We start from the raw sequence: 13535 nt of genomic DNA, 5'->3' as shown, positions 1-13535 counted from the left end.
TTACTGTTGGCTTTGAAGGTTGAGTTTTTGCTCAGATTTTTTGAACAGTGCCAGATGCTCAAATTGCCATAATGAAACCTTAAATATCATGGAAAAAGAACCTTGATCAGTTTTAAGGTTCCATTTTGATCACATTATTCTACTTTTATTTGTCCTTCGGTTCAGGCGGTGTCATACCAAACTGCAAATACGCCATATTGGTGGCAATACGGCCACGAGCTGTCCGCATGACATAACCTTGTTGAATCAAATACGGTTCAATCACGTCCTCTAATGTGCCTGAGTCTTCAGCCATCGCTGCTGCCAAAGCTTCTACACCGCCAGGGCCACCATCAAAACGTTCAAGTAACATACTCAAATAACGACGGTCTAGGGTGTCTAAACCATCTTTATCGACATTGAGCATATCGAGTGCACGCTGAGCCATGTCTTGTGTCACTTCACCTGTACCTTTGACTTGCGCATAGTCGCGGACTCGACGCAGTAAACGGTTGGCGATACGAGGTGTGCCGCGTGAACGACGTGCAATTTCTCCTGACCCTTCACGCGTAATAGGTACATCCATCAAATTGGCTGAACGAGTCACAATATGCGTCAAGTCAGTAACTGAATAGAACTCAAGGCGTTGCACAATACCAAAACGGTCACGTAACGGAGAAGTGAGTAGGCCAGCACGAGTGGTTGCGGCAACTAGAGTAAAAGGGGGTAAGTCGAGCTTAATTGAACGCGCCGCAGGACCTTCACCAATCATAATGTCGAGTTGGTAGTCTTCCATGGCAGGATAAAGAATTTCTTCAATCACAGGGGAAAGACGGTGAATTTCATCGATGAATAGTACATCACCTTCTTCAAGGTTGGTCAGCATGGCTGCCAAGTCCCCAGCACGTTCCAGTACGGGGCCGGAAGTCGACTTTAAGTTTCCCCCCATTTCACGGGCAATAATATTGGCAAGTGTGGTTTTACCCAGTCCCGGGGGACCAAAAATTAAGGTGTGATCAAGGGCTTCACCACGACCACGTGCTGCGCCAATAAAGATTTCCATTTGTTCACGAACCACGGGCTGACCAATGTAGTCATCGAGTGAGGTCGGGCGGATAGCGCGGTCGATATGATCTTCGGGTTTTTCGGAACCACCGATGAGACGGTCTTGCATATAGTTAAATCAATCTCTGGCTGAACTTTCGAGGCACAGCCTCAAATTATAATTTGTGTTTAGGTACCATTGTGTAGGCATTGCCTTACTTTTGAAAGATCAAAATGAGGGCTTTTAAATATATTTAAAAGTCCGCAAGTAAATCTTGTGTTGGATTGAGGATATGTCCTTATATCCCAATCCAACATGGCGACATCCATGTCGCCTTCGTGTATCCAATTTAGGTGTATTGGTGTGTCTATTTGGATTATTTATTCATCGACTTAAGTGCAGCACGGATGATGTCGCTCGCTTCAGTAAAATCACCTTTTGCAGTATTGACCAATTTCTGTGCTTCTAAAGGTTTATAACCTAAAGACTGCAACGCAGCTTCGGCTTCTGCAACGGCAGTGTTGCCTGTGAACTGAATTTGTTCAACGGTTGAGTTGCTTGGTACTGTGCCTGAAGACATCGCTTTAAAGCGATCGCGTAGTTCGATCATGAGGCGTTCAGCAGTTTTTTTGCCCACACCGGGTACTTTAACCAGTGTGTTGATATCTTCATGTTCGACAGTATGAATCAACATGTCGACACTAAGCGTGGAAAGAATACCTAAAGCCATTTTAGGGCCGACACCATTGACCTTTAATAGGGTGCGAAAAATGATTTTTTCTTGTTGATGTAGAAAACCATAGAGCAGTTGAGCATCTTCACGCACGGCAAGGTGCGTCCATAAGGTAATTTTTTGGCCTTTTTGTAGTTGGCAGAAGGTCGTCAGTGGTGTATCAATTTCATAACCAACACCATTTACATTTAAAAGTATGGTGGGTGCTTCTAGTGCGAAGACTTCACCAATAAGACATCCGATCATGTTGTGTGATTCACTTTTTTATCAATGGTTGCATAGTAGTGAGCATTGCGCAGAAAGGCAAAAGGCTCACGGAAAATTGAGTTCGGATTGATGGCTTTATCATCAAACTGGATGTTGATGACTTATTTAAATTAATCCTGCCTTATTGCCTTGTAACTCTTGAGACAAGTTATACGCTTGGTGGTCTGAAAATTTAGAAATAATATCTAGTACCTGCATGATGTTTTCATAATGGTTGCTACCAAAGTGCGCACCAGAACGACATAAAATAGCCATTAAGCGTTGTTCTTTAAAGCTCAATGTTTTATGCGGTGTTGTCAGTGGAATAAAGGCATCTAAAATATTTTGCAAACTTTGATGGGCAATAATTTCCAAACCAGCTTTTTGTGGGTGTTCAAATATTTTATCACGTGCTAAATCCTTCGCACGGTTAATGCCTAACTCAATATCAGCAGCGCAGTATTGCAGTAAGCTACCCGCCAGTTGTCCGCTTAAAATTTCAAAATGATGCTTAGCAAAAGCCGATGTGACTTCTTCAACCAGACGTTTCATAACTCGTCCACGCAGGGCCGCAATTTTTTGCTGCCAAGTCGTATCTGGCATCGACAGTTCAGTTGGTGCGCTGTATTCACCCAGCAAGCTTAAAAAAATCGGTTCAACTTCTTCATAAGACAACATGTTTAAAATAATGCCATCTTCAAGGTCAATCAGGGCGTAGCAAATATCATCTGCAGCTTCAAGTAAATAAGTCAGTGGATGACGACAATAATGATATTCACCCAGTTGAATCAGTCCGAGTTGCTCTGCGATTTGTTGCAGGATTTCTTTTTCTGCCTGATAGCAGCCAAATTTGGCACGTTTACTGGCAGGAGTATTGCCTTGTGATTCGATGGTTTTCGATAGCCACGGATATTTTAAATAAGCGCCCAGTGTTGCATAGGTCAGACGCATGCCACCATCATTAGGGTGATAGTCAATTTTAGTCAGTAAGCGTAGACCTTGGGCATTTCCTTCAAACTGACGCACATCGGCTTGTTCTTCTGCGGAAAGCTTCTCTAAAAAGTTTCCATGTGATGCATCGTCGAACCATTCACGAATGGCATATTCACCTGCATGACCAAACGGTGGGTTCCCAATATCATGTGCTAAACAAGCCGCTTGAATAATGGCTCCAACATCGGCAGGGGAAATCCACATTGGTAGTTCATCTTTGATTTTTTCCGCTGCGAGCATGCCAAGAGAGCGTCCAATACAGGAGACTTCGAGCGAATGCGTTAAACGGGTGTGAATGCCATCGTGTTGAGTCAGTGGATGGACTTGGGTTTTTCGGTTCAGTTGGCGAAAACTTTGGGAAAAAATAATTCGATCATAATCTTTGTGAAATGGGCTACGTGCCAATTCGGTATTTTGTTTTTTACTTCCAATACGAACTGTTGAGAGCAGTTCCAACCAACGCATTTGCATCATTTATCATTATTCAGTGAGTTATTGGCTTCATCATGCCAAAAAAGTGTGACGAGCTCTAGAGGGCTGCGACATAAGTTGTCTTTTAATTTTTGCAGCATTAAATTTTCATCAATAGAACATCTTAATACAGTTACGTCAGTTCTCAAGGAGGCTATAAACTTCTTTATTCGTAGCTTGAATATCAATTAACAATGGTTTTTAGAACCGAATCAAAGCCTAAAAGTCGGGCATCTTTGAAATTTATCCCTTAAAACATTTGTTACTAATCATGTTTGATTTTTAAAGTCAAAGTAAATTGATCTTTTAAAACAAAGAAATCTCACTTTTTTAAGTCGTAGACGACTAGCTGATTTTGGCAATACGCAGTAGAATATGCGCTCTCTTCAAGTCACATTGAGGTAGGTTGTCTAGACCTGCCCGTGGAGCCAAAAACAGCATGTTTATCGTTGCCGGTGCACCTGCACACTCTTCTTTTAAGCAAACACAACTTTTAACACGTCTATCGTCTATTAGTTCTGTTCAATCAATAGAAAGCCAATGGGTTTACCTTTTCGACCAAGCGCTCGACGAGCAACAACAGCAATCTGCTTTGCAGCTATTAAATGATGGCGCAACCTTCCAAGTTCGCGAAGCGACAAGTGATGAAGTTCAAGTCCTTGTGACACCACGTGTAGGCACAATCTCGCCGTGGTCATCAAAGGCAACGGATATTTTTGCCAACTGTAATACCCCGATACACCGCTTAGAACGCGGTGTTTTGTTTACTTTAAAAGGTATTTCTGAAGTATCGGATGCAGTAAAACAAGTTTTACATGACCGTATGACTGAAAGTGTGTTCAATCAAATTGAAGACGCGGCTGCATTGTTTTCTGAAACTGCACCAAAGCCTTTAAATGCAATCGACATTTTAGGTCAGGGTAAAGACGCTTTAGTGAAGGCAAACTCTGAGTTTGGCTTTGCACTCTCTGATGAAGAAATTGATTATTTAGTTGCTGCTTTTAACAAGCTCGGCCGTAATCCGCACGATATCGAACTGATGATGTTTGCTCAGGCAAACTCTGAGCACTGTCGTCATAAAATCTTTGGCTCTGAATGGACCATTGACGGTGAAAAACAGCCATTGTCATTGTTCCAAATGATTAAAAACACCTATAAAGAATCACCAACAGATGTATTGTCGGCATATAAAGACAATGCTTCGGTGATCGTTGGTTTTGATACTCAGCGTTTCTATCCGAAGAAAGATGAAGCGACGGGTCACCACGTTTATAAATACAAGAGCCAAGCTGCTCACATCTTGATGAAAGTGGAAACGCATAACCACCCAACAGCGATCGCGCCTTTTGCGGGTGCTGCGACTGGTTCGGGCGGTGAAATTCGTGATGAAGGTGCAACAGGTCGTGGTGGTAAACCAAAAGCAGGCTTAACAGGCTTTACGGTTTCAAACTTAAATATTCCGGGCTTTGAACAGCCTTGGGAAGAAAACTACGGTAAACCATCTCGTATGGCATCTCCGCTTCAAATTATGATTGAAGGCCCATTGGGTGGTGCTGCGTTTAACAACGAATTTGGTCGTCCTGCTTTAAATGGTTACTTCCGTACTTTCGAACAAAATGTAAATGGTGATGTGAAAGGTTTCCATAAGCCAATCATGATTGCTGGTGGTTACGGTAACATCCGTCCAGACCACGTGGAAAAAGATGCGATTCAACCGGGTGACTTGCTGATCGTTCTCGGTGGCCCTGCAATGTTGATCGGCCTTGGTGGCGGTGCAGCATCTTCTGTAGATAGCGGTAAACTCGGTGAAAACCTAGATTTCGCTTCTGTACAACGTGAAAACCCCGAAATGGAACGTCGTTGCCAAGAAGTGATTGATGCATGCTGGCGTATGGAAGACTTCAACCCAATCGTGTCTGTGCATGACGTGGGTGCAGGTGGTGTTTCTAACGCAATGCCTGAATTGGTGAATGACCACGAACTGGGTGCGATTCTTGATTTACGTAAGATTCCATCACTTGAGCCGGGCATGTCTCCAATGGAGATCTGGTCAAACGAAGCGCAAGAACGTTATGTGTTGGCGATTCGTCCAAGTTCTTTAGAACTCTTTGAATCATTATGTGCACGTGAACGTTGTCCGTTTGCTGTTTTAGGTGAAGCAACGGAAGCGCGTCAATTGACAGTGAACGATCCATTGTTTGATAACAAAGCTGTGGATATGCCAATGCAAGTCATGCTCGGTGGCACACCGCGTATGAGCCGTTCGTATGAAACGATTGAACGTCAAGGCGATGACTTTGATGCATCTAAAGTTACAGATTTGAAAGATGCGATTTACCGCGTTCTTAAAAACCCAACGGTTGCATCGAAATCATTCCTGATCACCATTGGTGACCGTTCAATTACAGGTATGGTTGCACGTGATCAGTTTGTAGGTCGTTGGCAGGTTCCTGTTGCAGATGCAGCAGTCACTACAACAAGCTTACAAGGCTATACAGGTGAAGCCATGGCGATGGGCGAACGTCCACCTGTTGCCTTGTTAAATCCTGCGGCATCTGCACGTTTATCGGTTGCAGAGTCGATCTCGAATATTATGTCTGCAAAAATCGACCAGATCAGTGACATTAAATTGTCTGCAAACTGGATGGCGGCGGCTGGGCAAAAAGGTGAAGACCAAGCTTTATTTGAAGGTGTAAAAGCCATCGGTATGGAAATGTGTCCTGCACTCGGTATTGCAATTCCAGTGGGTAAAGACTCATTGTCTATGCGTACCACTTGGAATGATGAAGGCGAAGACAAGGCAGTAACTTCACCGATGTCAGGAGTCATCACAGCCTTTGCACCAGTGACGGATGTGCGTAAAACCTTAACGCCTGAATTGAAAAATGAAGAATCAGTATTGGTGCGTATTGATCTTTCTAAAGGTCAGTTCCGTCTCGGTGGTTCTATCCTTGCTCAGGTCTATAAAGCCATTGGTTCAGTGACACCTGATGTAGATAGTTTTGACGACTTCAAAGCATTCTTTGCCTTGGTTCAAGACTGGAACAACCGCGGCTTAATTAAGGCTTACCACGACATCGGTGATGGTGGTTTGCTTGCAACTGTTGCGGAAATGATGTTTGCAGCACGTCTCGGTGTCGCTTTAGAAGATCAATCAACTGAAAGCCTATTTGCAGAAGAAATTGGTGCAGTGCTTCAAATCAGTGCGTCTGATTGGGCAACACTTGCAGAAGAAGTTGCGGCATCGACATTACGTGATGCCATTGCGGTTATTGGTACGGTAAACAATACAGATCAATTGACTGTAAATGGTTTAGTGCTAGAGCGTGCAGATTTGCAAGTGGCATGGACTGAGGTTTCACATCAGATCCAACGTCTACGTGATAACGTAGAAACAGCGGATCAAGAATTTGCATTGATCACGGACAAATCACATGCAGGTATTATTGCAAAATCTACATTTGATTTGAATGAGCCAATCGAAGCGCCGTACATCAACGAACGTCGTCCAAACATGGTGATCTTACGTGAACAAGGCGTAAACGGTCATGTGGAAATGGCTGCGGCATTCGACAAAGTTGGTTTCAACACTGTAGACGTGCACATGAGCGACTTACTTGCAGGTCGTATCAGCCTAGATGACTTTGAAGGTCTTGTGGCATGTGGTGGTTTCTCTTACGGAGACGTCATGGGCGCTGGTGGTGGTTGGGCGAAATCAGTTTTGTTCAACCCGAAACTTCGTGACCAATTTGAAAAATTCTTCAATCGTGACGAAACGTTCTCTCTTGGTATTTGCAACGGCTGTCAAATGTTGTCGCAATTGGCGCCACTGATTCCAGGTGCTGAAGCTTGGCCACGTTTCCATCGCAACACTTCTGAGATGTTTGAAGCGCGTGCAGTAAACGTTCGTGTTGAAAAATCGAAATCTGTATTGTTAGAAGGTATGGAAGGTTCAATCTTGCCGATCGCAGTTGCACATGGTGAAGGTCGTGTGGTGACAAGTGCGGATAACTTGGCTGCATTAAATGCAGGTAATCAAGTGATCTTGCGTTATGTCGATAGCCAAGGGAACCCAACTCAACACTATCCAATGAACCCGAATGGTTCACCAGAAGCGATTTCAGGTGTCACATCGAAAGATGGTCGTGCAACAATTATGATGCCGCACCCTGAACGTAACTTCCGTGCTGTACAGCATTCTTGGAAGCCTGAAGAGTGGACGGAAGATGGTGCATGGTTACGTATGTTCCGTAATGCACGTAAGTTCATTGGTTAATCTGAAGTCTGGGTTTTGAAAAGCCACCTTCGGGTGGCTTTTTTATTGAATCGTTTTTTATTTTTTTAATTCTCCCGCTGAAGTTGGTTTAGATTTTGCTTTTATATTTATGTAAAAGTGATATTGTGTAATAAATGCACAAATATCATGCAAAATAGAAGAAAGATGGATCACTAAACAATTTCAGTATCAACACTCATGTATGAGGTGATGACATGATTAAAACAGTTACATACGAAGCAGTAGATAAGTCTGCATTGCGTAAAAAAGGATGGAAGTTGTTTGCTGTGATTTTGAGCTTGCAATTGATCTTTTTGATTTTGGGTTATGCATTGCAGATGTGATTTTTGAAAGTTAAAGAACCAACGAAAGGTGGATTTTTATTGATGATAAGATATTCAAAAATATTTATGGCTTTATTTTTATATACTTATAAAATATTTAAAGTTTGAATATTTAAGATTAAAAATGACAGATTTAATAAAAACAGTTTCATTATTACAAGAGTTAATCATCTCTAGAGTCTTAGACAAATTAGAGCAAGGCTCTGACGAAGCATTTATTCAATTGAGAAATGAGCTGATTAAAATTAATAATCTAAAACCTTATCTTCCAACATTAGTGAAAAATTCTAGATCTTTAGATCAGGCGAATGACTATTTAAAAAATACTTTTAATGGTTATGAGGAATGTAAACAACATATCTATGATGATTTTAATGAATTGTTCGATGTCTTGGAAAGTTTAGATACAACTCCATTAGACCATCTAGTGATGAATAAAATTGAAGGTTTAAGTTCTGATTACATTCATCAAATATGGGGTAAAGCTTTAGAAAGACGAAGTACAGATCCCGAAGGGGCAATTACGTTGTCGAGAACATTATTGGAATCTACTTGTAAGCATATATTGGATGACTTCAATGTTGATTATGGAAATAGTCCTGATATTAATCATTTGTACCGTCTATTAAACAAAAAGTTGAACCTATCTCCATCACAACATACAGAGCAAACTTTTAAGCAGATTTTGGGCGGTTGTAGTTCTATTGTTGAGGGATTAGGTGCATTAAGAAATAAAGTTGGTGATGCACATGGACAAGGGCAGAAGAATTTTAAACCATCTTCGAGACATGCAGAATTAGCAGTGAATTTAGCAGGAACCATGTCGGTGTTTCTTTTCTCAACTTGGGATATAAGAGCCGAGTCCGAAAAATTATCAAATTCTCATAAAGAGTAGTTCCATGCTCAAACTTATTTACTATGTTCCCGAATCACATCTTGAATCTACCAAACTTGCGATTTTTGAAGCAGGGGCAGGTGGTATAGGAAACTATGAACACTGTGCATGGCAGGTTTTGGGTACAGGCCAGTTTAAACCTGTAAAAGACGCAAATCCGTTTATAGGTGAGTTGGATGCTTTGGAGAAAATTCCAGAGTGGCGGGTAGAAACCATTGTTCCAGAGGAGAAAGCTGTCACTGTGGTAAAGGCTTTAAAATTAAGTCATCCCTATGAAGAACCAGCTTTTGAGTTTATTCAAATCGTGGATATTTAATCTTAAAAGAAGTTTGTGGCGGAGTCTTAAGGTTTAATATTTAATTGAGACTTTAACCTTCGGTTCGACCTATTTTTCTTTCGGGAAAAGTAGGCAAAACCATTGTCATCAGCAAAACTCGATTGCTTTCATCATTTGATTAAATAAGTCGCAGAAACTCTATGATAGGTATTTAGGTTAGCTCGAACAGTTGCTGATGACCTTAACGCGTATCAAACTTTTGCAATCACTATAATTAAGACAGCAGCTAAACCTTCTGAATAAATAACTCACGATCAAAACGGTACTGCGGGAAAAATACACCGTCTTCTGCACGCTCACCTGCACCAATCACCATCACAGGGTATTGTTGATCATTCAGATTTAACAGTTTACGCACCAAAGGCTCATCAAAACCTTCCATCATACAACTATCGAAACCATAGGCACGTAAAGCTAGCACTAGGTTCTCACAAGCTAAAGCTGTAGTTTTACTTGCCCAAAGCTTAGCATCGGCTTGATTAAATGCAGTAACAGGAAGTTGTTTATCAAGTGTACGGGCTACTTTAAATGCAACTTTTTTGAAGTTACCCAATGCATTGAAATAACCTGTTTTATAGTTGTATGGAATAAAGCGGTAATACTTTTGAATCGCTGGTGGTGCTTCGGGAAATGGAAACTCGGTGATATTTAGTTTCGCCATCTCATCAACACGATCTGTTCTAGCGACACATACGATTAATTCGGATGCGGTTTTAGCAGCAAGTTGTCCTAAACACGCTTTAACCAGCTGCTTTTTCTTACTCGGATTTTGCACCACATAGAATGTCCAAGGCTGTAAGTTTGATGAATTGGGTGCAAGCAACGCTAAATCTAAGCATTCATCTAAAATTTCACTTGGAATCGGTTTATCCGTGAACTTACGTACTGAACGACGGCTTTGGATGACTTTCTTAAAATTTTCAACATCGATGTCTTGTGGGGCAGGCTCAAAGTAACGCTTTTTTTCTGTAGTGTTTGACATAAGAAGTTTTCCGAATAGGTTCTTAAATATTTTGGGACGGAAAATAAAAAAACAACTGTGTAATATGAAACACAGTTGTTTTTAGTGATTCAACGATGAACGATTAGTTGAATTGGGTGAAATCAGGTTTACGCTTTTGCATAAATGCTGATACGGCTTCCATCATTTCTGGAGAGCCGACACGATCCATGAAAATTTCAGCTTCATGATCAATCCAAGCCACAATTTCATTTACATTGTGCTTCATTAATGCCTTAGACTGCACCAAAGAGGCTAAAGGTAAAGCAGACAATTGTGCCGCTTTTTTAGCTGCTGCTGCATACACATCATCTTCAATGCTGTTGACAAGGTTTGCAGCAACTGCGGTTGCACTATCAAACTTCTGAGCAGTTAGCAGTAATTCAGCAGCTTTGTGATAACCTGCTTGTTCTACCAATAATTTGCTTGAAGCACCTTCTGGAGATAAACCAAGGCTGACAAATGGAATCTGGAATAGGGCAGTGTTGTCGCTATAAACTAAGTCACAATGTAACAGGATCGTTACCCCAATACCAATCGCCACACCACGTACAGCCGCAATCAACGGTTTAGAAAATTTTGCTGCAGATTTAAGTAAAATAAATGGAGGGCCTTCAGCCGCAGGTGCTTGACCTTTTTGCGCTGCAGATTTCATAAAATCTTGCATGTCATTGCCTGCGGTAAAGTCTGCGTCTTCACCACGTAGAATGACAGCACGAACACTACTGTCTAGATCTGCTTCATCTAAAGCTTTTGCAATCCATAAATAAAGTTCGCCATACAACGCATTCTTTGCTTCAGGACGGTGAATGGCTAATGTTAGTACGCCATTGTCTAATTTTGCATTCAAATGTTGATGAGGTTGTTGAATACAGCTCAGTGTCATCGTACTATCCTTGCTAGAAAGTTTGGTTTAATTTTATGGGCTCATTATGTCGCATAATTTTATGATCGACACAACTGACCAGTTCATAAAAAAGTAAAAGATTTATGCCATATACATTTGATTATCTCGTATTCATTGGTCGCTTCCAGCCATTTCACTTGGCGCATATGCAAACCATTAAGATTGCTTTAGAGCAAAGTGAAAATGTCATTTTGGCTTTAGGCTCTGCGCAAAATGAACGAAATACGAAAAATCCATTTTTAGCATCTGAACGTGAAGAAATGATTTTATCGAACTTTTCAGAAGCACATCAAAAACGGATTCACTTTGTACATGTAATTGATGTTTATAATGATGTTAAATGGGTGCAATTGGTAAAAAAATTAGTGAATCATGTAGTCACACCTGAGGCGAAGGTTGGACTGATTGGCCATTTTAAAGATGATTCCTCGTATTATTTACAGCTTTTTCCTGAGTGGCAAATGGTTGAGCTTGATAGCCTACAAGATGCGATGTCTGCAACCCCCGTTCGTGAAGCTTATTATCGTGGGGAAATTTTAGAGCAGGCATTTCCATTGGGAACCAGTGATTTTTTACATAAATTCCAACAAAGTGAAATATATAAACAGTTACAACACAAATTTTTAACTCAGGACTTATCCAATTTAGACTAAGGTTCTCAGTCGAATAAAAATATTTCGACAAGGATCGAGTTCCATGGATAGAAAACAACAGACGAAAAAGATTGCACGTTATGCGGTCATTAAAAATATTTTGATGATTGCAGGTGTTACATTTGCATTCAGCACTCAAGTACAGGCCCAATCATGGACATTGACACCTCAGAGTAATGTAGGTTTTGAAATTAAATCCTTGGGTGTAACCGTTGTAAGAGCTAAGTTTAATCGGGTGCAATCCAGCATGCAGTTTGATGCCAAAGCACCACAGCATGCCTCAACGAATTTTGTCATGGATGTAAATAGCCTAAGCCTAAGTAAACCTGCACTGAAAAATATGATTTTGGGTGAAGATTTGTTTTATGCGTCCAAGTACAAAAGCGCTAACTTTAAAAGTACCAGTTTTAAAGACTTGGGTGGTGGTCAATATAATATTGTTGGGAACCTAACACTTCGTGGCATCACCAAGCCTGTTAGCTTTAGCACGACCCTAAAACCAAATACCAATAATGCCAATCTACTGGATGTCCAGTCCTCAGCCGTAATTAACCGAAGTGACTTTGGCATGAAAAAAGCCATTGGAGGTGTAGGCGAAAAAGTGAATATTCAACTGTCGGGGCAGTGGAAAGTGCAATAGAGACTCTATGATCTCAAAGACCTATATTCAGGGCTTTATTAATTCATCGCTGCGTGAGCCTGTTCAATCAAGAGATCTGTTAGCAGATTTAACTGCATCGACTGCTGTTTCCAATGATGCCAATACAAAGGTAAATCAATATTGAGTTGAGGATCTAACTCAACCAATGAGCCATCCTGAAAACGCGGTTTGGCTTGATAATAGGGCAACCAACCATAGCCGAGTCCCATCGTAACCGCATCAAAAAATGCACTGGAAGATGGAATAAAGTGATGTGGATATTGAGTTGGATTGAGTCCAAACTTTTGTTGGATATACGCGGTGTGGAGTTGGTCTTTTGCATTAAAGATCAGTGCAGGGGCTGTACGTAGAGACTCTCGGTTGACACCTTGTTTAAACCATTGCTGCGCAAAAGTTGGTGTGGCGACAAAACGATAGTTCATATCGCCAATGTATTCCGCTACGCAGCCCTTCATGGCTTGGGATTCATCTGTCACGCAGGCATTCACCAAACCAGCTTCAAGTAAGTGATGGGTTTGCGATTGGTCATCGACCTGAAAATGCACCACGATCTTTTTTTCAATTAATGTTGACTGTAGCAAGGGCAACAGCCATGTCGCTAAGGAGTCGGCATTGGTTGCAATGTTGATTTGATAAAAAGCAGAGGTGTTCATATGACCTGTGAGGTTCTGAATGAAACTTTGCTCTAACAGTCGGCTATGTTGCAAATAATGTAGCAGCGATTGACCTGCTTGTGTCGGGCGGCAAGGTCTTTCCCGCACAATCAGTAAATGCCCGAAGCTTTTTTCTAGGCTTTGTACGCGTAAAGTGACGGCAGAAGCAGTAATGCATAGCTGTTCAGCAGCTAGGTCAAAACTTCCTGTTTCTGCCACTGCTAAAAATGCGTCGCACTGTTTATGATTCAGCATATCGGGACTCACTTTAAACTAAAAATATTTTAGTTATATTGATATTTTCTAAATAATACTTAATTTAATTAAAAATGAAAGATAATC

Annotated in this window: 12 protein-coding genes; 6 read left to right on the top strand and 6 right to left on the bottom strand. The window is 41.3% G+C overall.

Annotated elements, in window-relative coordinates; all coding sequences use genetic code 11:
- Positions 1-145: 145 nt before the first annotated feature.
- The 3 genes from ruvB to F946_RS07050 all read right to left on the bottom strand — a co-directional run bounded on the left by ruvB (position 146) and on the right by F946_RS07050 (position 3470).
- Complete coding sequence (gene ruvB, locus F946_RS07060; protein ID WP_004980602.1) at positions 146-1153, bottom strand: Holliday junction branch migration DNA helicase RuvB; 1008 nt, start codon at positions 1151-1153, stop codon at positions 146-148.
- A gap of 247 nt (positions 1154-1400) precedes the next feature.
- Positions 1401-2003: a Holliday junction branch migration protein RuvA gene (gene ruvA / locus F946_RS07055; protein ID WP_004980600.1), complete on the bottom strand. Its 603-nt coding sequence runs from the start codon at positions 2001-2003 to the stop codon at positions 1401-1403.
- A 126-nt stretch (positions 2004-2129) separates the two neighbouring features.
- On the bottom strand, positions 2130-3470 hold the full coding sequence (locus F946_RS07050) for a deoxyguanosinetriphosphate triphosphohydrolase (RefSeq protein ID WP_004980599.1): 1341 nt from the start codon (positions 3468-3470) through the stop codon (positions 2130-2132).
- A gap of 436 nt (positions 3471-3906) precedes the next feature.
- Between F946_RS07050 and purL the strand changes: the two genes are divergently transcribed.
- The 4 genes from purL to F946_RS07035 all read left to right on the top strand — a co-directional run bounded on the left by purL (position 3907) and on the right by F946_RS07035 (position 9298).
- Positions 3907-7743, top strand: a complete 3837-nt coding sequence (gene purL / locus F946_RS07045; protein WP_004980598.1) for a phosphoribosylformylglycinamidine synthase — start codon at positions 3907-3909, stop codon at positions 7741-7743.
- A gap of 215 nt (positions 7744-7958) precedes the next feature.
- A complete protein-coding gene (locus F946_RS17480) occupies positions 7959-8087 on the top strand; it encodes a KGW motif small protein (protein ID WP_004693854.1) in 129 nt (42 codons plus the stop codon).
- Positions 8088-8211: 124 nt separating this feature from the next.
- Positions 8212-8982, top strand: coding sequence for an abortive infection family protein (locus tag F946_RS07040; RefSeq protein WP_004693852.1), 771 nt, complete (start codon positions 8212-8214; stop codon positions 8980-8982).
- A gap of 4 nt (positions 8983-8986) precedes the next feature.
- On the top strand, positions 8987-9298 hold the full coding sequence (locus tag F946_RS07035; protein ID WP_004693851.1) for a YqfO family protein: 312 nt from the start codon (positions 8987-8989) through the stop codon (positions 9296-9298).
- Positions 9299-9545: 247 nt separating this feature from the next.
- On the opposite strand, the gene F946_RS07030 is transcribed toward F946_RS07035, so the two are convergent.
- Both F946_RS07030 and F946_RS07025 read right to left on the bottom strand, forming a co-directional pair.
- Entirely contained in the window at positions 9546-10301 is a 756-nt protein-coding gene (locus tag F946_RS07030; RefSeq protein WP_004693849.1) for a nitroreductase family protein, read from the bottom strand.
- A 103-nt stretch (positions 10302-10404) separates the two neighbouring features.
- Positions 10405-11205 (bottom strand): enoyl-CoA hydratase-related protein, encoded by an 801-nt coding sequence (locus F946_RS07025; RefSeq protein ID WP_004980595.1) that lies wholly within the window; start codon positions 11203-11205, stop codon positions 10405-10407.
- Between the two features lie 104 nt (positions 11206-11309).
- Between F946_RS07025 and F946_RS07020 the strand changes: the two genes are divergently transcribed.
- Complete coding sequence (locus F946_RS07020; RefSeq protein ID WP_004980593.1) at positions 11310-11879, top strand: nicotinate-nicotinamide nucleotide adenylyltransferase; 570 nt, start codon at positions 11310-11312, stop codon at positions 11877-11879.
- 43 nt (positions 11880-11922) lie between these two features.
- Complete coding sequence (locus tag F946_RS07015) at positions 11923-12519, top strand: YceI family protein (RefSeq protein ID WP_004980589.1); 597 nt, start codon at positions 11923-11925, stop codon at positions 12517-12519.
- A gap of 38 nt (positions 12520-12557) precedes the next feature.
- On the opposite strand, the gene F946_RS07010 is transcribed toward F946_RS07015, so the two are convergent.
- On the bottom strand, positions 12558-13448 hold the full coding sequence (locus tag F946_RS07010; protein WP_004980586.1) for a LysR family transcriptional regulator ArgP: 891 nt from the start codon (positions 13446-13448) through the stop codon (positions 12558-12560).
- Positions 13449-13535: the final 87 nt, after the last annotated feature.

This window comes from Acinetobacter johnsonii ANC 3681 (assembly GCF_000368805.1).
In the GTDB taxonomy this organism is placed as follows: domain Bacteria; phylum Pseudomonadota; class Gammaproteobacteria; order Pseudomonadales; family Moraxellaceae; genus Acinetobacter; species Acinetobacter johnsonii.
The sequence above is the reverse complement of the archived record's forward strand: the minus strand, read 5'-3'. Positions and strand labels throughout refer to the sequence as shown.